Here is a 21,979-nt window from a genome sequence, read left to right on the forward strand (position 1 = left end):
GCGATCTGCCCCGACACAGGCGACAATGCGCTTTTCAGTGCCAATTTCGCCCTAATTGCGACGGCTCCGCACGCCGCGCGGCTCATTCTACCCGGATGCCGCTCTGGTGATTCGCGGCGAGCCGTCACCGCACGAAGCCAGCGCCGCGCTTGCGCGCAAAAATGCCGCACGGGTTCCGGCGCTCCTTTCTTGCGGAGGCAAATAGAGTATGGTTTGAACCAGCCTTGAATTGTCCGGGATTCCCGTCCCGGCCATTGTTCGACATTCTTGCGGTCCGATCGCGAGGAACTGGGAGATGACGAGGGCGATGAAAAAATTCCTGGCAACCGCCAAAATCGTAGCTAGTGCCGCCGCCATGTTGTTTGCCGCTGCATCCGCTCATGCAGCCCAGCCCCAACCTTGGGAAACCAGTTTTCAGCCTCCGGCGACCGACATTATGCGGCAGATCGAGTGGTTCGGGAACTACTCGTTCGCGTTCATCATTGTGATCACCGCCTTGGTGCTTTTCCTGATTGCCTACTGCATTTTGCGGTTCCGGGCGAGCGTCAACCCGACGCCGTCGCGCACCAGCCACAACACGCTGATCGAGGTCATCTGGACTGTCGGTCCCGTCGTCATCCTGCTCTGTCTCGCCATTCCCTCGTTCCAACTGCTGACCGCGCAATACACGCCGCCGGAAGAAGCCAAGCTGACCGTCAAGGCGACCGGCAATCAGTGGAACTGGGACTACGAATACCAGGTCGACAACACGCTTTCCTTTAATTCCGCGATCCTTCAGGATGCTGACAGGGCTGCTGCCGGCAAGGAAGATCGCGCCGCGTATCCGCGCCTGCTCGCCGTCGACAATGAGATGGTGGTGCCGGTCAGCACCATGACCCGCGTGCTGGTGACGGCGACCGACGTCATTCACGCCTTTGCCATGCCGTCCTTCGGCATCAAGACCGACGCGGTGCCGGGCCGCATCAACGAGGTCTGGTTCAAGGCCGACAAGGAAGGCCTCTATTACGGCCAGTGCTCGGAACTCTGCGGCAAGGACCACGCCTTCATGCCGATCGCCATTCGCGTCGTCTCCGATGCACAATACAAGACCTGGCTGGCGGCAGCCAAAACCGACCTTCCCGGCGCCAACAAGGCGCTGATGGCCGAGGTCGATGGCACGAACAAGGTAGCGGCCGCCGGCAATTGATGCCGCGACCAGAAAAGATTCAGGGAACGGAGCCGACCATGGCGCACGCTGCAGCTCACGACGACCACGACCACAAGCCGTATCATGGCTGGGTCCGGTGGGTGTATTCGACCAACCACAAGGACATCGGTACGCTTTATCTGATCTTCGCGATCATGGCGGGCTGCATCGGTGGCGCCTTGTCGGTCGTCATGCGCATGGAATTGCAGGAGCCGGGCATCCAGATATTCACTGGCCTGGCGCAGATGGTCTACGGCATGAATGGCGACGCCGCCATCGACGGGGGCAAGAGCATGTACAATGCTTTCACCACCGCGCATGCGCTGATCATGATCTTCTTCATGGTGATGCCGGCGCTGATCGGCGGCTTTGCCAACTGGATGGTGCCGATCATGATCGGCGCGCCGGATATGGCCTTCCCGCGCATGAACAACGTCTCGTTCTGGCTGCTGCCGCCGGCTTTCATCCTGCTGATTTTCTCGGCCTTCGTCCCGAGTGCGCCCGGCGCCTACGGCGTCGGCGGCGGCTGGACGCTTTATCCGCCATTGTCGACATCGGGCCAGCCCGGACCGGCCATGGACCTGGCGATCCTGTCAATCCACATCGCCGGCGCCTCCTCGATTCTTGGCGCCATCAACTTCATCACCACCATCTTCAACATGCGCGCGCCCGGCATGACCATGCACAAGATGCCGCTTTTCGCCTGGTCTGTGCTGATTACCGCCTTCCTGCTGCTGCTGTCGCTTCCGGTGCTGGCCGGCGGCATCACCATGCTGTTGACCGACCGCAATTTCGGCACCACCTTCTTCGCCCCGGACGGTGGCGGCGATCCGATCCTGTTCCAGCACCTGTTCTGGTTCTTCGGCCATCCGGAGGTCTACATTCTGATCCTGCCGGGTTTCGGTATCATCAGCCATATCATCTCGACCTTTTCGAGGAAGCCGGTGTTCGGCTATCTCGGCATGGCCTATGCGATGGTAGCCATCGGCGCGGTGGGCTTCATCGTCTGGGCCCACCACATGTACACGACGGGCCTATCGCTCGACACCCAGCGCTATTTCGTCTTCGCCACCATGGTCATCGCGGTGCCGACGGGTGTGAAGATCTTCTCGTGGATCGCCACTATGTGGGGCGGGTCGATTTCGCTCAAGACCCCGATGCTGTGGGCGATCGGCTTCATCTTCCTGTTCACTGTTGGCGGCGTCACCGGCGTGCAGCTGGCCAATGCCGGCCTCGACCGCCCGCTGCACGACACCTATTTCGTGGTCGCGCACTTCCACTACGTGCTGTCGCTGGGCGCGGTCTTCGCGATCTTCGCCGGCTGGTACTACTGGTTCCCGAAAATGACCGGCTACATGTATTCGCCGGTGATCGCGAACACCCACTTCTGGGTCACTTTCGTCGGCGTCAACCTGGTCTTTTTCCCGCAGCACTTCCTCGGTCTTTCCGGTATGCCGCGTCGCTATATCGACTATCCGGATGCCTTCGCCGGCTGGAATATGGTGTCGTCCTACGGCTCGTACATCTCGGCTATCGGCGTCGTCATCTTCCTGTTCGGCGTCTTCGAGGCGTTCCAGAAGAAGCGGGTCGCCGGCGCCAATCCTTGGGGCGAGGGTGCGACCACGCTGGAATGGCAGCTGCCTTCGCCGCCGCCGTTCCACCAGTGGGAACAGTTGCCGAAGATCAAGTAGGCGGTTGCCTCCTTAATACGGAACCGCCGGCCGGCCGGCGGTTTTTGCCAACGGAATGATGGACTTTAAGTACGCATGGCCCTTGCCGAAGACAGACTGATTGACGAGCCCGGCTTCCGCATGTCGGAAGCGACGGCGGGCGATTTCTTCGCCCTGCTGAAGCCGCGCGTCATGTCGCTGGTGGTGTTCACTGCGTTTGTCGGCATGGTCGCCGCCCCGGTGACCATCAATCCGCTGCTGGCGGTGATCGCGATCCTGGCTATTGCCATCGGCGCCGGCGCCTCCGGTGCGCTCAACATGTGGTATGACGCAGACATCGATGCGGTGATGACGCGCACCGCCGGCCGTCCCGTGCCGGCCGGCCGCATCCGGCCAGGCGAGGCATTGAGTTTCGGGCTCGTGCTGTCGGTTCTGTCGGTGATGACGCTCGGCGTGCTGGTCAACTGGTTGGCAGCATCGCTTCTGGCCTTCACCATCTTTTTCTATGCCGTCATCTATACGATGTGGCTGAAGCGCTGGACGCCGCAGAACATCGTCATCGGCGGGGCTGCCGGTGCCATTCCGCCGGTCATAGGCTGGGCGGCGGTAACCGGATCGGTCAGCCTCGAAAGCTTGGTGCTGTTCCTGGTCATCTTCCTGTGGACGCCACCGCATTTCTGGGCGCTCGCGCTGTTCAAGTCGGATGACTACGCCAAGGCAGGCATTCCGATGATGCCGAATGTCGCCGGCCAGGCCTCGACCAGACGCCAGATCTTTGCCTATGCGCTGGTCCTCGCGCCGGTTGGCGTGCTGCCCTGGGTTCTCGGGTTCACCACGCCGGTCTATGGCATCGTTGCATTGCTGCTCGGCGCCGGCTTCGTCTGGTATGCGTGGAGGGTGCTGCAAATGGCCGATGACGACCGGGCGATGAAGCCGGCCAAGGCCTTGTTCGGCTATTCGCTGCTCTATCTCTTCGCCGTCTTCGCCGCCTACCTTGGCGATTGTGTCGTCGCGCGCGCGCTGACCATTGGTGGAGCATGAGCATGGCCGAAAAGAAGCTTGAACTGGTCACGTTGACCGAACGTCAGCAGAAGGCCCGCCGCAATCGCTCGGCCGCAATCGGTTTCGCGCTGGCGGCGCTGGTCGTCATATTCTACGTCGCGACCATCGTGAAATTTGGTCACAGTTTCCCCGGCTCGATGTGAGCTTAACATGACCAGGCAAACAGTCACCGATCCTAAGAAGAAGAATACGAACCGCGTCGTCGCCGGCGTCTGCATCGCGTTCTTCGGCGGCATGATCGGCATGGCCTACGCCGCGGTGCCGCTCTACGCGATGTTCTGCCAGGCGACAGGCTACGGCGGCACCGTCAAACGGGCGACCCAGCAATATGCCGATCGGGTGCTCGATCGCGACATCACCATCCGCTTCGACGCCAACACCGCCGGCGTTCCCTGGCAATTCCAGCCGGTCGCCCGCTCGATCACCATCAAGATCGGCGAAACCGCCGAGGCGCATTTCAGCGCGACCAACAAATTCAGCCGTCCCATCACTGGACGCGCCACCTTCAACGTGCAGCCGGAACTGGCCGGACCTTACTTCAACAAGGTCGAGTGTTTCTGCTTCACCGACACGACGCTGAAGCCGGGCGAGACACTGGACATGCCGGTCGTCTTCTATGTCGATCCCGACATCGTCAACGCGCCGGAATTGAAGGATCTGACGACGATTACCCTGTCCTACACGATGTTCCCGGTCGACAAGACCAAGCCGGTCGCATCATCGGTGCCGGCCGACGGCCGCCGCAACAAGATTTCAGATACCGAAGCAAGCCTCGGGGGTTGATATGGCAGACGCACACGCAAAACCACAACATGACTACCACCTCGTCGACCCGAGCCCGTGGCCGTTCCTGGGCTCCGTCGGGGCGCTGGTGACCGCGTTCGGCGGCGTCTGTTACATGCAATACCTCAAGGGCGGCGATTTCCCGATCTTCGGTTTCAATGTCGCCAATCCATGGCTGTTCTTCATCGGCCTGCTGATCGTCATCTACACGATGTTCGCCTGGTGGTCGGATACGATCAAGGAGGCGCATGAGGGACACCACACCCGTGTCGTGTCGCTGCATCTGCGCTACGGCATGATCATGTTCATCGCCTCCGAGGTGATGTTCTTCGTCGCCTGGTTCTGGGCCTTCTTCGACGCCAGCCTGTTTCCGGGCGAGGTCCATCAATACGCCCGTACCGCCTTCACTGGCGGCGTCTGGCCGCCCAAGGGCCTCGAAGTTCTCGACCCCTTCCATCTGCCGCTCTACAACACCGTCATCCTGCTTCTGTCGGGTACCACGGTGACCTGGGCGCACCACTCGCTCATCCACGGCGACCGCAAGGGCCTGATCAATGGGTTGGTGCTGACCGTCGGCCTCGGCATGCTGTTCACCATGGTGCAGGCCTACGAGTACATGCACGCGCCGTTCGGCTTCAGGGATTCGATCTACGGCGCCACCTTCTTCATGGCGACCGGCTTCCATGGTTTCCACGTCATCATCGGCACGATCTTCCTGTTGGTCTGCCTGATCCGCGCCATAAAGGGCGACTTCACGCCCAAGCAGCATTTCGGCTTCGAGGCCGCCGCCTGGTACTGGCACTTCGTCGACGTGGTGTGGCTGTTCCTGTTTGCCTCGATCTACGTCTGGGCATCGAACGGCGCGATGATCGAACCGCACTGAGATCGAACTGAGGAAATCGACAAGGCGGCTGCGGCGACGTGGCCGCCTTATCTTTTGCGGCAAATGCTCCTAGGATGATCCCATGAGCGACGACAAGGCGATCTGGCCACCAATCGATCCGATCTCGGCCGGCTTGCATGGCCGCTGCCCCCGCTGTGGCGAGGGCAAGCTGTTCTCCGGGTTCCTCACGGTCGGCAATCGCTGCACCAATTGCGGCCTCGATTATTCTTTCGCCGATGCTGGTGACGGGCCGGCGGTGTTCGTTATCCTGATCATCGGCTTCATCGTCGTCGGCCTGGCGTTGTGGATGGAGGTGACGCTCAATCCACCGCTTTGGCTGCACCTGCTGCTGTGGATTCCGCTGACGCTGGTGCTTTGCCTGGCGGCGCTCCGGCTGATCAAGGGCGTGCTGCTGACGCTGCAATACCGCAACAAGGCGGCCGAGGGCCGGCTGGACCGCGGCGAATGAGCGAGGCATCAGGTTCGGTGGCCGGCCGGTCGCGGCCCAAGCGCGCATTGGCGCTCGGCCTGGGTATCGTCGTGTTTTTGATCCTGCTGGCGCTCGGCACCTGGCAGGTTCAGCGCCTGCACTGGAAAGAGGGCCTTCTCCAGACGATCGACCAGCGCACGCATTCGGCGCCCGTGCCATTGGCCGAGGTCGAAAAGCGGTTTGCTGCCGCCGGCGACGTGGACTACACGCCGGTGATAGTGACCGGCACTTTCCTGCATCAAGACGAGCGGCATTTCCTCGCCACCTGGGAAGGCCAGTCCGGTTTCGACGTTTTCACGCCGCTGCAGCTCGACGATGGCCGTTTCGTGCTGATCAACCGCGGCTTCGTGCCCTACGATTTCAAGGATCCAGCCAAGCGGCCGCAGGGGCAGGTAACGGGCAAAGTGACGGTGACGGGGCTCGCCCGCAACCCGCTGCCGGCCAAGCCCTCGATGATGCTTCCCGACAATGACCCGCAGAAGAACATCTTCTACTGGAAGGACCGTGACGCGATGGCCTCGAGCGCCGGCCTGCCGACAGGTGCGGCGCTGGTGCCGATCTTCATCGATGCGAACGCCACGCCCAACCCCGGCGGGCTGCCGGTTGGCGGTGTCACCGTCATCGACCTGCCGAACAGCCATCTGCAATATGCGATAACCTGGTACGGCCTTGCCGCCGCCCTTGCCGGCGTCCTGATCTCCTGGCTCCGCCGCCCGGCGAAAGACCAATGATCGCCGCCACTACCCTTGACAGGGCAGGGCCGCGCACCTCATTTCGCGCCTTGAGCTCAGAAGTCATAGTCCGATCAACCGGCCCACAATCAGCGTAAGATGCAATCATGCTTCACACAAAGCCGCCGCTGACCATCCGGCTCTGCCAGCCCCGCGGTTTCTGTGCGGGCGTTGACCGTGCCATCCAGATCGTCGTGCTGGCGCTGAAGAAATACGGCGCGCCGGTCTATGTCCGCCACGAGATCGTGCACAACCGCTACGTCGTCGAAGGGCTGCAAAGCCTCGGCGCGGTGTTCATCGAGGAGCTCTCCGAGATCCCGCCCGAGCATCGCCAGAGCCCGGTCGTCTTTTCGGCGCATGGCGTGCCGAAATCGGTGCCGGCCGACGCCCAGTCCCGCAACCTGTTCTATCTCGACGCGACTTGCCCGCTGGTCTCGAAAGTCCACAAGCAGGCGATGCGCCATCAGCGGCTTGGCCGCCACGTGCTCTTGATCGGCCATGCCGGGCATCCGGAGGTGATCGGCACAATGGGCCAGTTGCCGGACGGCGCGGTAACTCTGATCGAGACCGAGGCCGACGCCGCAAGCTTCGTGCCCGCAGACCCACAAGCGCTCGGCTTCGTCACCCAGACGACGCTGTCGGTCGAGGATACCGCCGGTATCATCCGCGCCCTGCAGCAGCGTTTTCCCGAGCTGCACGCGCCGGCGGCGGAATCGATCTGTTATGCCACCACCAATCGCCAGGAAGCGGTCAAGGAAACAGCGGCCGGCGCCGATCTCTTCCTGGTTGTCGGCGCACCTAACTCGTCCAACTCGCGGCGCCTGGTCGAAGTGGCCGAGCGCGCCGGCGCCTCGATGTCGCTTCTCGTGCAGCGCGCCTCCGAAATTCCGTGGAATGAGATTGCCGGCATTTCGACGCTCGGCCTGTCGGCGGGCGCCTCGGCGCCGGAGATCATCGTCGACGAGATCGTCGATGCGTTCAGGCAGCGCTTCGACGTGACCATCGAGCTGGCCGTGACGGCGACGGAGACGGAGGACTTTCCGGTGATGCGGGTGTTGCGCGATGTCGAACTGACGGCTGCCGACATGGCCTTCGTCAACGGGGCCGCGTAGCAACGATGGCGGTTTACACCGACGTCAACGAGGGCGAGCTCGGCGCATTCCTCAGGAACTATCCGGTCGGCGACCTCTTGTCCTACAAGGGCATCGCCGAAGGCACCGAAAACTCGAATTTTCTGCTGCACACCAGCAGCGGCTCCTACATCCTGACGCTTTACGAGAAGCGCGTCGACAAGGCTGACCTGCCGTTCTTTCTCGGCCTCATGGCCCACCTCGCCAGAAAGGGCATTTCGTGTCCGCTCCCGGTCACCGCACATGATGGCGGCGTGATCGGAACACTTGCCGGCCGGCCGGCGGTCATCATCACCTTTCTCGAAGGCCTGTCGCTGCGGCGGCCGACGGCTGCACATTGCGGCGAGGTCGGCAAGGCGCTGGCGGCACTGCATCTCGCCGGCGCGGATTTTCCGATGACCCGCCCCAACGCCCTTGCCATCGATGGCTGGCGCAAGCTGTGGAATGCCGCCCGCGCCCGCGCCGACGAGGTCGAGCCGGGACTGGCGGCCGAGGTCGATGCCGATTTCGCCGATTTCGAGCGGAACTGGCCGAACGGTCTGCCGCAAGGCATCATCCATGCTGATCTTTTCCCGGACAATGTGTTTTTCCTCGGCGAGAAACTGTCCGGGCTGATCGACTTCTATTTCGCCTGCAACGACCTCTATGCCTATGACGTTGCCACGTGCCTGAACGCCTGGTGCTTCGAGAAGGATTTTTCCTTCAATCTGACCAAGGGCACGGCGCTGCTTGCCGGCTACCAAAGCGTGCGGCCGTTGAGCAGTGACGAGAAAGCTGCGCTGCGGATGCTGGCGCGCGGTTCGGCGCTGCGCTTCATGCTGACCCGGCTCTACGACTGGCTGACGGTCCCGGACGGCGGCCTGGTGATGAAACGCGACCCGACCGAGTATATCCGCCGGATGCGCTTCCACCGGGCGATCAACTCTCCTTCCGAATATGGACTGACATGACCAAGCGCGTTGAAATCTTCACCGATGGTGCCTGTTCGGGCAATCCCGGGCCTGGCGGCTGGGGCGCAATCCTGCGCTTCAACGGCGCAATCAAGGAGCTCCATGGTGGCGAGGCTCTGACCACCAACAACCGCATGGAGTTGTTGGCGGCCATCTCGGCGCTCAATGCGCTCAAGGAGCCTTGCGTCGTCGATCTTTATACCGACAGTAACTACGTCAAGGACGGTATTTTCGGCTGGATCGACGGCTGGAAGCGCAACGGCTGGAAGACCGCCGCCAGGCAGCCGGTGAAGAATGCCGAGCTGTGGCAGCAGCTCGACGCTGCGCGCAACCGCCACCAGGTCACCTGGCATTGGGTCAAGGGCCATGCCGGCCATCCCGAGAACGAGCGCGCCGACGAATTGGCGCGGCTCGGCATGGCGCCATTCAAGACGAAGTCGGCGAAACCCGTGCTCGCGTCCGTGCCGCCGGAGGAAGGCACCCGCTCCAGGCAATCGGCGGCCAAGAAGGTTCGGCGCTCGACCCAGAGTTATTGATCCGGTTGAACTGGCGTGTCAGCGGATCAGAAGGGCGGTGCCGAACAGTCCGATGGCAAACACCGTATGCGATACAAGATTGAGGGCGCGGACCTGCATCGGATTGGGCCGCTTCGAAGCGGCCCAGCCGGCGCCCATGCCGGGCGCCAGCAGAAACCACCCGGCGCCGACGGTGACGATGCCGAGCATAAAAGCCGGCAGGAAGGTCGGCGCGGTGAGCCAGGCCGTTCCGGCCAGCACGACCAGTATGACGCCGTAGACGATGCCGACAGCATAATGAAAGGCCCACCCAAGTACTGATTCATGCGGGTAGGGCGAGGCCTCGCCAATGTCGTCATGGAAGACCTTGCCTTCCCTGAGATGCCAGACCCAGCGGCCGACCAGCCCCCAGTTCGGCCGCGGCTGAGCAAACGCCTTGTTCAGGAAAATCGCCCAGAGATCCATAAGCGCGGTTGCGCCGATGCCGATCGCGACGCTGCGCCAGACGATGTCAGACATAATCGAGGTCCCCAGAAGCAAGCAGTCCCGAAGGGCCGACGCATGGTCCCGAAAACCGGGTCGGCTTTCGGAAGGATCATGCGCCGATGCAAAAGTCAGCGTCCTTTGGACGCCCTTTGCCGTGCCTGGCCTAGGCTGTCGCCAGGACGGAAAGCTGTCCGAGAATGTGAGCCGCACCGGATTCGTCGACGCCGGGCTTTGTCTCGACATTGAGTGCGGTGACCTTGCCGTCATCGACGATCATCGAAAAACGCTTCGAGCGTAGCCCCATGCCGCCGCTGGAGAGGTCGGCGTCGAGCCCGACGGATTTGGCGAAATCGCCATTGCCATCGGCAAGATAAAGGATTTTGCCTTCACCGCCGCTGAAGCGGGCCCAGGCCCCCATAACGTGAACATCGTTGACCGAGACAACGGCGATAGTGTCGACGCCGCGCGCCAGGATGCTGTCGTAATTGTCCAGGTAGCCGGGCAGATGATTGTTGCTGCAGGTCGGCGTGAAGGCGCCCGGAACGCCAAACAGCACGACCTTCTTTCCTGAGAATAGCTCGCCCGTCGTTATCGGCTTTGCACCGTCGGCGGTCATTGTCTTGAAGGTCGCATCGGGCAGTTTGTCGCCAACGGAGATCGTCATGATGGTCCTCGCTTGGAAATGGAAGGGAGTGTCCTTGCGATAGCGAATTAAGGCGCGCCCGGCAACCGTCCAGACGTTGGCATCACGGGAATGGCAACAGGCCTTCGACCGCGCCTGCGGCACTTGTCAGTGTGTAGTGCAGGCCGCCATCGGTTGGCGTTGTCGACGGCCTGTCGAGGATCGGCACAGTAAAGATCAGCTTGCCATCCTTTTCGCTGCGTGCCGGGGCACCGAACATGTAGTCGCGTTCGCCGGCAACGAAGAAGTCGGCGCCCTCGGGGCTGCCCGGAAAGCTCGCTTCGACAATCAGCGTTTCGTGGTCGCCCGGCAGTACGTTTATGCCGAAATCGGGCGTTGCCGTGGCGGGCAGGGTGGCAAGGCCTGCCTTGACCAGTGCCGCGTCCTCGGCGTTGTCCGGATCGGCGCCGGGATCGACGGTCAGCCTTGTCTGCACCGGGATGCAGATGGTTTCGCAGATGCCGAGGAAAATGTCCGCATCGATGACGGCCGGCTGGCCGGGCGCGGCAAGCGTGAACGTCACCGGCAACGAAACGGGGTGGTCGTAGCCGGCCCATTTGCCGTAGCCGTCGTCGTGGCGCTGCGGCGGCGGAAACGAAAGCGTCGCGTCGGCAATGTTGGTGCTGGCCGAGACGTCGATCTGTGGCGGCACGCCCGCATCGCCCGGATCGCGCCAATAGGTCTTCCAGCCGGGCTTCAGCGCAATGTCGAGGACGCCCTGGAGACGCCCGGCCTCATCGGCCTTGCCGCTCGTCACCAGCCGCACCCTGCCGCCTTCGCTGTTGTACCAGGCCGATGAGGAGGCTGAGGCGGGGAGGCCGGTCGCCGATCCAATGGCTACGCCAAGCAGCAGGATTTTCAAGCTTTGCATGGCAATGATTTGATCGTCTGTTGATGGCCGCACAATGATTTCATGACGCCGCCGGCATCATATTTGCGTGACCTTCGATTTACGAGCCTGATCAAATCGGGCGCCGCCCATCTTTTCGACGCCCCGGAAACGCGTTACGCTGTGGCCATGGATTTGTTGCGCCATAAAAGGACGGCCGCAGGACCCGGCTTTCTCGACGATCAGTTCCTGATTGCCATGCCCGGCATGAAGGATGACCGCTTCACGCGCTCTGTCATCTACATTTGCGCGCACAGCGACGAAGGCGCGATGGGGCTGATCATCAACCAGACGCAGCAGATGCTGTTTCCGGACCTGCTCGTGCAACTCGGCATCATGAACGAGCTGGAGGCAATTCGCCTGCCGCCACCGGCGCGCGACTTCGTCGTGCGCAATGGCGGACCGGTGGATCGTAGCCGCGGCTTCGTTCTGCATTCGGGCGACTACCGGGTGGAATCCTCGCTCGCCGTGTCCGACGATGTCTGTCTGACCGCGACCGTCGACATATTGCGCGCCATCTCCTCCGGCCGCGGACCCCGGCGGGCTCTGATGGCGCTTGGCTATGCCGGCTGGGGTGCGGGCCAGCTTGAAAACGAGATCGTCGAGAATGGCTGGCTGACTTGCCCGGCAAGTGCCGAGCTTCTGTTCGACGCCGACATCGATCGCAAATATGACCGGATCCTCGCCTCGATCGGCATTGATCTCGCGCATCTCAGCCTGGCTGCCGGTCACGCCTGAACCTCATTACGTCCTGAAACTTGTCACGCTTGGGTCAACGGATACTGTTCCTTCAGCGTCTTCAGCACCTGGTCGCCCGGCATCGGCGCGCCGAACATGAAGCTCTGCACGTACTCGCAGCCCATCTGCCGCAACTCCAGCGCATCGCTCTCGTCCGAAATGCCTTCGGCGACAACCGACAGGCCGAGTTCATGCGCCATATTGACCATGGATTTGAGCAGCACCGCACGTTTCGGCGTCGCGTCGTCGACGAAGCTCTTGTCGATCTTGATGGTGTCGAATGGAAAGCGCGTCAGATAGGCCAGCGATGAATAGCCGGTGCCGAAATCATCCAGCGACAGGCCGATGCCAAGCTGCTTCAGCTTGGTCAGCACATGGGCGGTCTGCTCGGGATTGTCCATCACCAGCGATTCGGTGAGTTCGAGCCGGAAGCAGCGCGGTTTCAGGTTGGCTCGCGCGATCACCGAGCGGACGTCGCTGACCAGGTCGCGGCGGATGAGCTGACGGCTGGACAGATTGACCGAGACCGACAGCGGCGCATCGCCGATCTGCTTTTGCCATCCCGCCAGGTCTTCGGCAGCCTGTTGCATGGCGAACAGCCCAAGCTGCACGATCAGGCCGCAGTTTTCGGCGACCGGAATGAAATCAGCCGGCGGGATCATGCCGCGACGCGGATGGTCCCAGCGCAGCAGCGCTTCGAAGCCTGCGACGCTGCCGTCCTCCAGCCGCACGATCGGCTGGTAGGCAAGCGTGAATTCGCGTCGTTCGATGGCGCGGCGCAGATCGGACTCGAACTGCAGCCGGTCGGTGCCGACGGTGCGGAAGGCGGGACGGAATGGCTCGATCCGGTCGCCGCCGAAGCGCTTGGCCTGATGCATGGCAAGCTCGGCATCCTTGACCATGTCCTCGGCTGAGGTCTGCGTGGCGGTCCAGGTGATCAGCCCGATCGAGGCGGTCAGCACGATCTCGCGCTTGGCGAAGGTGATCGGGTTGTTGATGGCGTGCTTGATGGCATCGGCAATGCCCGCGATGCGAGCCGGATCCTGCTCCGACAAAAGCATCAGCGCGAACTGGTCGCCGGCAAAGCGCGACAGCGAATCCTTCGGCTTGAGCAGCCGGTGCAGCCGCCGCGCGATGGTCAAAAGGATGGTATCGCCGGCCGAGATGCCGAGCCCGTCATTGACCTGCTTGAAGCGGTCGATGTCGATGACGAAGACGGTCGGGCGCACCTTCTCTTCGGTGCGGGCGATCGAAATGATCGCCTCCAGCCGGTTCATGAACAACTCGCGGTTGGGCAGGCCGGTGAGATTGTCATGTACGGCGTCATGCAGCAGCCGTTCCTCGGACTTCTTCTGCTCCGTCACGTCGACCATGGTGCCGACGCAGCGGATGACCTCGCCGTCCGAGCCGATCACCGGCCGGGCGCGCAGCGAAAACCAGTGATAGTGCCCGTCGGCGCCGCGCAGGCGGAAGTTTTGCGACACCCGGCCGCGCCGGTGCTCGAGCACCACGTCGAGCGTCGTGCGAAACGTGTCGCGGTCGTCGGCATGCAGCACCGGCAGCCAGTTGCGGGCGGGCCCGCCGAGACTGTTGGGGGCAAGGCCGAGCTGAATGCTGACGTCGGGACGAGTGACGACGCGGTCGCGCAGCACGTCCCAGTCCCACACGGTATCGCCCGATCCGGCAACCGCCAGCGCCTGCCGCTCGAGATCGGAGAACAGGCCCTGATGCAGGGCGCCGCCGGCAAAAGCGTGCTGCATCACCGTGAAGCCGATCAGCAGGATGATGAGGATCAGCCCGCCGCCCAGCGCCGGCTGGGCGATATCGTTGTCCAGCATGCCGGTGATTGCCATCCACGATCCGCATAGCCACAGCAGAACCATCACCCAACTGGGCACCAGCATGATGGCGCGGTCGTAACCGCGGATACCGAGGAAGATGATCAGGCCGAGCCCGGTCAGCGCGGTGGCGGCGAAGGACAGCCTGGCAATGCCGGCGGCAACCGCCGGATCGATGATGGCGACACCGGCGATCAGCACCAGCCCGAGAATCCAGACCAGCGCGCCGTAGCTGAAATGGCCGTGCCACCGGTTGAGGTTGAGATAGGCAAACAGGAACACCACGAAGGTCGCCGCGAGCGCCACCTCCGTTCCGGCGCGCCACATCTGCTCATTGCCCGGTGAGATCTCTATGATCTTGTTGAGAAAGCCGAAATCGACGCAGATATAGGCAAGCACCGCCCAGGCTAGGGCCGCCGTTGCCGGGAACATCGAGGTCCCCTTGACGACGAAAAGAATGGTCAGGAACAGCGCCAGCAGGCCGGCAATGCCGATGACGATGCCACGAAACAGCGTGTAGGAATTGACCGAGTCCTTGTAGGATTCAGGGTCCCACAGATAGACCTGCGGCAGCTTGGGCGAGGCGAGCTCGGCGATGAAGGTAATCACCGTTCCCGGGTTCAGCGTGACCCGGAAGACGTCGGCGTCGGGGCTGGTCTGGCGGTCGAGCGCAAAGCCTTCGCTGGGCGTGATCGCGGCGATACGGGTCGAGCCGAGATCCGGCCAGAACAGGCCGGAATTTACCAGCCGGAAATGCGGTGCGACAATCAGCCTGTCGAGCTGCTGGTCGGTGGTATTGGCCAGCGCGAACACCGCCCAGTCACCGCTCGAGCGCGCATCATTTGCCTCGACCTCGATGCGCCGCACGATGCCGTCCGGGCCTGGCGCGGTCGACACCTGAAAATTCTCGCCCTGGTTCCGGTAGATCAAGACGGCCCCCGAAAGATCGAGCGCAACGTCGTCGCGGGCGATCTTGATCGGTTCTACGGCAAAGGCCGAGGACGCCGCGCAGAGCGTGACGATTGCCGCCAGCATAAAGGCAAGCAGCGACCCCTTGCGCAGAAAATTCGTCAAAATCAGCCCTTTGTTCCAACGCCCGGCGGATCGTCCGCGATTCGGGCGTATAGGTAATGGTCCTGCCAGATGCCGTTGATCCTGAGATAGGATCGTAGCAGTCCTTCGCGCCGGAATCCGGCTTTTTCAAGCACGCGGATCGACCGGGCGTTGTCGGGAATACAGGCAGCTTCGATCCGGTGCAATCGCAGCGTTTCGAAGGCGAAACGCGTCACCACTCTTACGGCATCGGTCATCAGGCCGCGTCCGCTGAAGCGCTCGCCGATCCAGTAGCCGATATGGCCGCTTTGGGCGACCCCGTGGCGGATATTGCCGAGGGTGATACCGCCGGCCAGCTTGCCGCTGCTTTTCTCGAAGATGAAGAAGGCGATCGCCGTCCCCTGCGCGTAGTCCTCGCGGTAGCGCCCGATACGATGCCGCCACGCCGTGCGGTCGAGTTCGTCAGGGGTCCATCGCGGCTCCCACGGCTCAAGGAAGGCGCGGCTTTCACTGCGCAGCACCGACCACTCGCGATAGTCGTTGGTCAGCGGTACGCGCAGCGTGACAAGCTCGCCCTTCAGTGCCGGCAGGTCGCGGCGAAAGAAAGGGAGCGCGAACACGAGGCTCGAGTAGGCTTAGACGGCGAGCTTGCGGGCAGTGGTCTGCGTGCCCGAAAGCGAATCGAGGATCGCCTCATAGGGCGCGAGCGTACCCACCGGCCCGACGGCTGTAAGCGTCGGCTTGGTCGAAAAAAGCCGCGACGACAGGTCCGTCAGCCGCTCGACCGTCAGCGCCGACAGCCGCTCCATCAACTCTTCCTTGGCGATCGGCCTGCCGAACAGAAGCAACTGCCTGGCGATCTGCGAGGCGCGGCTGGCCGGGCTCTCGGCCGACATGATCAGCCCGGCGCGGTACTGCGCACGCGCCCGGTCGAGCTCCTCCTGCAGGATGGTTTCACCGGCCTTTTGCAGCTCGTCGATGATCACAGGCACCAGCTCGGCAATATCGCTTTGTCCGGTCGCCGCATGGACCCCGAAGACGCCGGTGTCAGAAAAACCCCAATGGAAGGCATAGACCGAATAGCACAGGCCGCGTTTTTCGCGCACTTCCTGGAAAAGTCGCGACGACATGCCGCCGCCCAGGATCATCGACAGGACCTGGGAGGCATAGAAATCGCGGACGTGATAGGCGCGGCCCTCGAAACCCAGCACGATCTGCGCGTCCATCAGGTCGCGGTCCTCGCGAAAATCGCCGCCGACATACTGCGCATATTGCGGGATGGTGCCGTCGGCCTTGCCGCGGAAGCTGCCGAGACGCTTTTCGACCTCGCGCACGAAATCGTCGTGCTTGATATCGCCGGCCGCCACCATCACCATGTTCTCGGCGCCGTACTGTCGTTCGATGAAGTCGTGCAACTGCTTCGAAGTGAAGGATTTGACGGTTTCCGGCGTGCCAAGAATCGAGCGGCCGATAGTCTGGTGGCGGAAGGCGGTCTCGGTAAAGTGATCGAAAACGACGTCGTCGGGCGTATCGTGCGCGGCGCCGATCTCCTGCAGAATCACATGCTGCTCTCGTTCCAACTCCTGCGGATCGAATTCGGATTCCTGCAGGATGTCGGAAAGGATATCGACGGCCAGCGGCACGTCGTCGCTCAGAACCCTTGCATAATAGGAGGTCGTCTCGACGCTGGTGGCGGCATTGATCTCGCCGCCGACGTCCTCGATCTCCGAGGCAATCTCGAAGGCGCTTCGCCGACTGGTGCCCTTGAAAGCCATGTGCTCGAGCAAGTGCGCCATTCCGTGCTCTTCGTCACGCTCGTTGCGTGCGCCCGACTTGACCCAGGCGCCAAGGGCAACAGATTCGAGGCTTGGAAGGGTTTCGGTGGCGACTGTCAGGCCGTTCGACAGACGGCTTACCTCAACACCCATATGGCAATTACTCCCTAACGCGCCGCCCGCGTGTGGCGGCCGACATAATCTTCCACCATTTTCAGGTCGGATGGAAGTACCGTGTATTTTTCCTCGGCACTCATCAACCCGCCTAGCCATGCAGGCAGGGCAGGCGACACGCCGCTGGCGGCTTCGACGGCGGCGGGAAACTTTGCCGGGTGCGCAGTGCCCAGCACCACCATCGGCACCTCACCCGCAGCCTTGCCGGCGGCCACATGCACGGCCGCGGCGGTATGCGGGTCGAGCAGATAGCCGCTCGCCGCAAGTGTGGTGCGGATGGTGGCGGCGACCTCGTCCATGGTGGCGCGGCCGGCGTCGAATTCGGAGCGGATCTTGGCGATTTCGCCGGCCTCGATGGTGAAGGCGCCGGACTGCTTGAGCCCGTTCATGTAGCGCCGCACGGCCGAGGCATCGCGGCCGGACGCTTCGAACAGCAAGCGTTCGAAGTTCGAAGACACCTGGATGTCCATCGAGGGGGACGTGGTCGAAAAGACCCCCTTCATGCGGTATTCGCCGGTTGCCAGCGTGCGCGCCAGAATATCGTTGTCGTTGGTGGCGATGATCAGCCGTTCGATCGGCAGCCCCATCTTCTTGGCGGCATAGCCGGCGAAGATGTCGCCGAAATTGCCGGTCGGCACGGTGAAGGAAACCGGCCTGTCGGGCGCGCCGAGCGACAGCGCGGAGGAGAAATAATAGACGATCTGGGCCATGATGCGGGCCCAGTTGATCGAGTTGACGCCGGACAGCGATACCCGGTCACGAAAACCGTGGTCGTTGAACATGTCCTTTACCAGGCTCTGGCAGTCGTCGAAATTGCCTTCGATCGCCAACGCATGGACGTTTGCGGCGGTCGAGGTCGTCATCTGCCGCTGCTGTACCGGCGAGACGCGGCCGTGCGGGAAAAGCACGAAGATGTCGGTGCGGTTGCGCCCGGCAAAGGCATCGATGGCGGCCCCTCCGGTGTCGCCGGAGGTGGCGCCGACAATGGTGGCGCGCTGGTCACGCTCGGCCAGCACATGGTCCATCAGCCGTGCAAGAAGCTGCATCGCCACGTCCTTGAAAGCGAGCGTCGGGCCGTGGAAGAGCTCGAGCACGAAGCTGTTCGGCCCGGTCTGCACCAGCGGGCAGACGGCCTCATGGCGGAAGGTTGCATAGGCTTCGCGCACCAGCCGTTCGAACACCGGCGCCGCGATCTCGCCGCCGAGGAACGGCGACAGCACGCGGATGGCAAGATCGGGATAGGCAAGGCCGCGCATGGCGCGGATCTCGGCTGCGGAAAAATGCGGCCAGGCGCTCGGCAGGTAGAGCCCGCCGTCGCGCGCCAGTCCGGCCAGCACCGCGTCGGAAAATCCAAGCGCGGGCGCTTCCCCGCGGGTACTCACATATTGCATCGTCACGTTTCCATTGCTGCCGGGAATTTTCGCCCGCCGCGAGGTGGTGGATTTCTGCGCTGGATCAGTCGCATTTTTGCCGCGCGGTTGATATACGTCACCGGCTTTGCGAGAGGGAAGTGCAGTTCATGGCGTTTCATTCATTCAACGGTCGTTTTGTCGCGGGTGTGGCGCTCACCGGCTTTATGCTTGCCGCCGCAGGTTGCCAATCGAGCGACAATGGAATTCTCGGCTTCGGCAAAAAGGATGCGACGCCGCCACCGCCACCCGATCCAAAGGTGCTTTCCAGCCAGTTGCAGGCCTATTGCCCGAAAGTGACGTTGCGTGACGGCACCGCCTTCTTCAATACCTACGCCAAGAGCGGTCCGAAGCCGAAGAAAAAACCCGATGTTGCCGCCGAGGAAGCCGCCCAGCCGGCAGTGGACGCGGCAGGCGTCGATCAGCCGGACGATTCCGCCAAGATCATCTATCAGGCTTCGATCACCGATGTGACCCGCGACTGCAGCCGCGCCAACGGCTCCTTGTCGATGAAGATAGCCGTCGCAGGCAAGGTCGTGCCTGGCCCGATGTTCACCCCCGGGACCATCACCATGCCGATCCGCATCGCGGTGATGCACGGCACCGAAGTTCTCTATTCGCAGCTTCACTCCTATCAGGTCCAGGTTACCGATCCTTCAAGTGCCACGCAGTTCGTCTTCACCGATTCCAACGTCGTCGTTCCGGAGCCGACGGCGAAGGACTACCAGGCATATGCCGGGTATGACGAGGGCGCTCCGAAAGTAGCGACAGACAAGCCGAGGAAGAAGAAAGCCGCCGCGACCAACTAAGCCGCTGCATTCGTGCCACGGCGGTTGGAGGCGGCCTCTCAGGCGTCCGCCGACCATTCCGACAGCGCGGCGATCACGCTTTTCAGCTCCGCCCAGCGGCGGATGACCGTTTCCGCGCCGGCCTCGGTCAGCGCATCGGCGTGGCCGGGATAGCTGTGCGCCGCGCCGGTGAAGCCGATGACGCGCATTCCCGCCGTCTTGGCGCCGGTGACGCCATGCACCGAATCCTCGATGACAAAGGTGTTCGCAGGATCGGCCTTGAGCTTTTCCGCGGCGAACCGAAACACGTCCGGCGCCGGCTTGGTTTTCCCGGTCGGGGTTTCCAGCGAGGAAAAGATACGGCCGGCAAAGAACGGCAAAAGCTGCACCTTCTCCAGCATGAATTCGATTCGCTCCGAACGCGAATTCGAACAGACGCAGCGCGGCACTGCTACCGCGGCGACAGCCTCGTGCGCCCCGTCGATGGCACGCACGTCGCTGCGCAGCCGACGATCGACCAGCTGTTCCTCCTTGTCGATCAGCGAGGCCTGGAACGGGATCCGGGACTTTTCCTCGACCTGCATCATGATGTCCTTGAAAGTCAACCCGGCATACACCTCGGAAATCTCCTCGGCCGATATCTCGTAGCCGGCCGAGGTCAACAGCTCGGCATCGATCCGCGCGGCGATGATTTCGGAATCGACGAGCACCCCGTCGCAATCGAAGATGACAAGGTCTGGCTGGGGCATGGTGATCCGGAAAGCGGGATGAGGGGAATGCCGAGGGCCCCTTGGTCCAAACGGCTCAGGCGGCGCGGCATACACCAACAGGCCGGGCTTCGCAAATTCGGCGGGCTGCTTCACTGAATATTTACGCTGATCGGTAACCATAACGGACAGTAAACAGTAACGCGTGCCTTGGGTGTCACAATGTCTGCCGTGCGTCTTCTCGACGAGCTTTCCGATGCTCCCCAGCAATCCGAGTGGCTGGATACGATCCTGAAGGGCGACTGCGTCGCCGCGCTCGAACGGCTGCCGGAAAAGTCGATCGACGTGATCTTCGCCGATCCGCCCTATAATTTGCAGCTCGATGGCGATCTGCACCGGCCCGACCAATCCAAGGTCGATGCCGTCGACGACCATTGGGACCAGTTCGACAGTTTTGAGGCCTACGACGCCTTCACCCGCGCCTGGCTGCTGGCGGCGCGCCGTGTGTTGAAGCCCAACGGCACGATCTGGGTTATCGGCTCCTACCACAATATTTTCAGGGTCGGGGCAAAGATGCAGGACCTGGGCTTCTGGATCCTCAACGACGTCGTCTGGCGCAAGACCAATCCAATGCCCAATTTCCGTGGCCGCCGTTTCCAGAACGCGCATGAGACGATGATCTGGGCATCGCGCGACCAGAAGGGCAAGGGCTACACTTTCAACTACGAGGCGCTGAAGGCATCGAACGACGACGTCCAGATGCGCTCGGACTGGCTGTTTCCGATCTGCACCGGCGGCGAGCGCCTGAAGAACGACAATGGTGACAAATTGCATCCGACGCAGAAGCCGGAAGCGTTGCTTGCCCGCGTCATGACGGCATCGACCAGGCCGGGCGACATCGTGCTCGACCCGTTCTTCGGCTCAGGTACCACCGGGGCTGTCGCCAAGCGGCTTGGCCGCCACTTCGTCGGCATCGAGCGCGAACAAACCTATATCGATGCCGCCATGGAACGTATCGATGCGGTCCGGCCGCTGGAAGGCGCCAATTTGACGGTACTGACCGGCAAGCGCGCTGAGCCGCGCGTCGCCTTCGTCACCCTTCTCGACAATGGCCTGGTGGCGCCAGGCGCCACGCTCTACGATGCCAAGAAGCGCTGGGCGGCAAAAGTGCGCGCCGACGGCACGCTGGCGATCGGCGACAGTGCCGGGTCGATCCACAAGGTCGGCGCCGAGGTGCAGGGGCTGGACGCCTGCAACGGCTGGACCTTCTGGCATTATGAGCGCAGCGGCGGCCTGACCCCGATCGACGAGCTTCGCCGCATTGCTCGCCTGGGCATGGAACGGGCAGGGGCCTGAAGCTCCTGAACTTTCGGCAAATCGCGTTAAAGCGACGTCTCAATCAGTCTTTCGAAGTGATTCAAATCACACCTTGATCCCAAGCCGCTCAAGGTCTGCCTTAAGCGTCTGGGCGTCGGTGAACAGCACCGATTGCCAGCCCGCCGCCTTGGCGCCGTCGACGTTCTTCTGGCTGTCGTCGATAAACAGTGTGGCTGACGGTTCGAGGCTGAACGCGGCGACGTGGTGGTCATAGATGGCGCGGTCCGGCTTGATCTGGCGGATGTCGCCGGAAACGGTGACGCCGCGCGGCCGATTGAGGAAATCGAAGCGCTCGCGGGCCTCGGCGAGCGTATCCGCAGCGAAATTGGTGAGCATCGTCACGTCATGGCCGCTGTCGATTAGGCCGATCATGATGGCGACGCTGTCCTCATAGGCGTGAGGCACCATCTCGTGCCAGTGCCGGCGGAAATTGCGGATATTTTCGGCGTGCTCGGGATATTGCGCGATCGCCAGCGCTTCGGCCTCTTCCCAACTGCGGCCGCGATCCTGCTCGATGTTCCAATCATGCGTGCAGACATTGTCGAAGAACCATTTCCGTTCGTCGGGATCGGGGATCAAGCGACTGAAGGGCAGGTCCGGATCATAGTGGATCAGCACTTTGCCGATATCGAAAACGATGTGGCGGATTTCAGTCATTCTTCT

The 21,979-nt window shown here is 62.5% G+C and carries 23 protein-coding genes; 14 read left to right on the forward strand and 9 right to left on the reverse strand.

Annotation, left to right across the window (positions count from 1 at the left end):
- The first annotated feature begins 307 nt into the window (after positions 1-307).
- The 11 genes from coxB (at position 308) to rnhA (ending at position 9,421) form a co-directional block, all read left to right on the forward strand.
- A complete protein-coding gene (coxB, locus tag NKH99_RS23315) occupies positions 308-1,186 on the forward strand; it encodes a cytochrome c oxidase subunit II (protein ID WP_353015787.1) in 879 nt (292 codons plus the stop codon).
- 38 nt (positions 1,187-1,224) lie between these two features.
- Entirely contained in the window at positions 1,225-2,877 is a 1,653-nt protein-coding gene (gene ctaD / locus NKH99_RS23320) for a cytochrome c oxidase subunit I (protein WP_352470655.1), read from the forward strand.
- Between the two features lie 75 nt (positions 2,878-2,952).
- Positions 2,953-3,897, forward strand: a complete 945-nt coding sequence (locus NKH99_RS23325) for a heme o synthase (RefSeq protein WP_353015789.1) — start codon at positions 2,953-2,955, stop codon at positions 3,895-3,897.
- The gene (locus NKH99_RS23330; RefSeq protein WP_023674135.1) at positions 3,894-4,061 is read left to right on the forward strand and encodes a cytochrome c oxidase system small membrane protein; all 168 of its coding nucleotides are present in this window, start codon (positions 3,894-3,896) and stop codon (positions 4,059-4,061) included. The genes NKH99_RS23325 and NKH99_RS23330 overlap by 4 nt, the downstream gene beginning before the upstream one ends.
- 7 nt (positions 4,062-4,068) lie before the next feature.
- Positions 4,069-4,701 (forward strand): cytochrome c oxidase assembly protein, encoded by a 633-nt coding sequence (locus NKH99_RS23335; protein ID WP_352593359.1) that lies wholly within the window; start codon positions 4,069-4,071, stop codon positions 4,699-4,701.
- Position 4,702: 1 nt separating this feature from the next.
- On the forward strand, positions 4,703-5,584 hold the full coding sequence (locus tag NKH99_RS23340; RefSeq protein WP_352449883.1) for a cytochrome c oxidase subunit 3: 882 nt from the start codon (positions 4,703-4,705) through the stop codon (positions 5,582-5,584).
- A gap of 82 nt (positions 5,585-5,666) precedes the next feature.
- A complete protein-coding gene (locus NKH99_RS23345) occupies positions 5,667-6,053 on the forward strand; it encodes a DUF983 domain-containing protein (RefSeq protein ID WP_352470653.1) in 387 nt (128 codons plus the stop codon).
- Positions 6,050-6,805 (forward strand): SURF1 family protein, encoded by a 756-nt coding sequence (locus tag NKH99_RS23350; RefSeq protein ID WP_352501955.1) that lies wholly within the window; start codon positions 6,050-6,052, stop codon positions 6,803-6,805. Before NKH99_RS23345 ends, NKH99_RS23350 begins: the two co-directional genes overlap by 4 nt.
- 107 nt (positions 6,806-6,912) lie before the next feature.
- Positions 6,913-7,917, forward strand: a complete 1,005-nt coding sequence (gene ispH, locus NKH99_RS23355) for a 4-hydroxy-3-methylbut-2-enyl diphosphate reductase (protein ID WP_254818458.1) — start codon at positions 6,913-6,915, stop codon at positions 7,915-7,917.
- Between the two features lie 5 nt (positions 7,918-7,922).
- The gene (locus tag NKH99_RS23360; protein ID WP_353015791.1) at positions 7,923-8,885 is read left to right on the forward strand and encodes a homoserine kinase; all 963 of its coding nucleotides are present in this window, start codon (positions 7,923-7,925) and stop codon (positions 8,883-8,885) included.
- Positions 8,882-9,421: a ribonuclease HI gene (rnhA, locus tag NKH99_RS23365; RefSeq protein WP_352768720.1), complete on the forward strand. Its 540-nt coding sequence runs from the start codon at positions 8,882-8,884 to the stop codon at positions 9,419-9,421. The genes NKH99_RS23360 and rnhA overlap by 4 nt, the downstream gene beginning before the upstream one ends.
- Positions 9,422-9,439: 18 nt before the next feature.
- Here rnhA and NKH99_RS23370 read toward each other — a convergent pair whose 3' ends face one another.
- The 3 genes from NKH99_RS23370 to NKH99_RS23380 all read right to left on the reverse strand — a co-directional run bounded on the left by NKH99_RS23370 (position 9,440) and on the right by NKH99_RS23380 (position 11,439).
- On the reverse strand, positions 9,440-9,919 hold the full coding sequence (locus NKH99_RS23370) for a DUF2938 domain-containing protein (RefSeq protein WP_352768730.1): 480 nt from the start codon (positions 9,917-9,919) through the stop codon (positions 9,440-9,442).
- A 130-nt stretch (positions 9,920-10,049) separates the two neighbouring features.
- Positions 10,050-10,550: a peroxiredoxin gene (locus tag NKH99_RS23375; protein WP_353015794.1), complete on the reverse strand. Its 501-nt coding sequence runs from the start codon at positions 10,548-10,550 to the stop codon at positions 10,050-10,052.
- 82 nt (positions 10,551-10,632) lie between these two features.
- On the reverse strand, positions 10,633-11,439 hold the full coding sequence (locus tag NKH99_RS23380; protein WP_352456894.1) for a protein-disulfide reductase DsbD domain-containing protein: 807 nt from the start codon (positions 11,437-11,439) through the stop codon (positions 10,633-10,635).
- Between the two features lie 147 nt (positions 11,440-11,586).
- Between NKH99_RS23380 and NKH99_RS23385 the strand changes: the two genes are divergently transcribed.
- On the forward strand, positions 11,587-12,195 hold the full coding sequence (locus NKH99_RS23385) for a YqgE/AlgH family protein (protein WP_031211061.1): 609 nt from the start codon (positions 11,587-11,589) through the stop codon (positions 12,193-12,195).
- Positions 12,196-12,218: 23 nt separating this feature from the next.
- On the opposite strand, the gene NKH99_RS23390 is transcribed toward NKH99_RS23385, so the two are convergent.
- Genes NKH99_RS23390 through thrC form a run of 4 tightly spaced genes read right to left on the reverse strand, consistent with a single transcriptional unit; the run spans position 12,219 to position 18,426 of the window.
- Positions 12,219-15,107 carry an EAL domain-containing protein gene (locus NKH99_RS23390; protein WP_352470648.1) on the reverse strand — a complete coding sequence of 963 codons (2,889 nt, stop codon included), beginning with the start codon at positions 15,105-15,107 and terminating at the stop codon, positions 12,219-12,221.
- A gap of 2 nt (positions 15,108-15,109) precedes the next feature.
- Complete coding sequence (locus NKH99_RS23395; protein WP_352470647.1) at positions 15,110-15,706, reverse strand: GNAT family N-acetyltransferase; 597 nt, start codon at positions 15,704-15,706, stop codon at positions 15,110-15,112.
- Positions 15,707-15,721: 15 nt separating this feature from the next.
- On the reverse strand, positions 15,722-17,014 hold the full coding sequence (locus NKH99_RS23400) for a M16 family metallopeptidase (protein WP_353015796.1): 1,293 nt from the start codon (positions 17,012-17,014) through the stop codon (positions 15,722-15,724).
- 14 nt (positions 17,015-17,028) lie between these two features.
- Positions 17,029-18,426, reverse strand: coding sequence for a threonine synthase (gene thrC / locus NKH99_RS23405; protein ID WP_352501950.1), 1,398 nt, complete (start codon positions 18,424-18,426; stop codon positions 17,029-17,031).
- Positions 18,427-18,554: 128 nt separating this feature from the next.
- Here thrC and NKH99_RS23410 point away from each other — a divergent pair, with 128 nt between their 5' ends.
- Positions 18,555-19,253, forward strand: coding sequence for a hypothetical protein (locus tag NKH99_RS23410; RefSeq protein WP_352830703.1), 699 nt, complete (start codon positions 18,555-18,557; stop codon positions 19,251-19,253).
- A gap of 38 nt (positions 19,254-19,291) precedes the next feature.
- Here NKH99_RS23410 and NKH99_RS23415 read toward each other — a convergent pair whose 3' ends face one another.
- Positions 19,292-19,981 carry an HAD family hydrolase gene (locus tag NKH99_RS23415; RefSeq protein ID WP_353015798.1) on the reverse strand — a complete coding sequence of 230 codons (690 nt, stop codon included), beginning with the start codon at positions 19,979-19,981 and terminating at the stop codon, positions 19,292-19,294.
- Between the two features lie 180 nt (positions 19,982-20,161).
- Here NKH99_RS23415 and NKH99_RS23420 point away from each other — a divergent pair, with 180 nt between their 5' ends.
- Positions 20,162-21,295: a site-specific DNA-methyltransferase gene (locus NKH99_RS23420; RefSeq protein ID WP_353015800.1), complete on the forward strand. Its 1,134-nt coding sequence runs from the start codon at positions 20,162-20,164 to the stop codon at positions 21,293-21,295.
- A gap of 66 nt (positions 21,296-21,361) precedes the next feature.
- Here the strand turns inward: NKH99_RS23420 and NKH99_RS23425 are convergent, their stop codons facing one another.
- The gene (locus NKH99_RS23425) at positions 21,362-21,973 is read right to left on the reverse strand and encodes an HAD family hydrolase (protein ID WP_352788280.1); all 612 of its coding nucleotides are present in this window, start codon (positions 21,971-21,973) and stop codon (positions 21,362-21,364) included.
- Between the last annotated feature and the right edge of the window lie 6 nt (positions 21,974-21,979).

Origin of the sequence: Mesorhizobium sp. M0854 (genome assembly GCF_040319815.1) — a bacterium.
Lineage (GTDB): Bacteria > Pseudomonadota > Alphaproteobacteria > Rhizobiales > Rhizobiaceae > Mesorhizobium.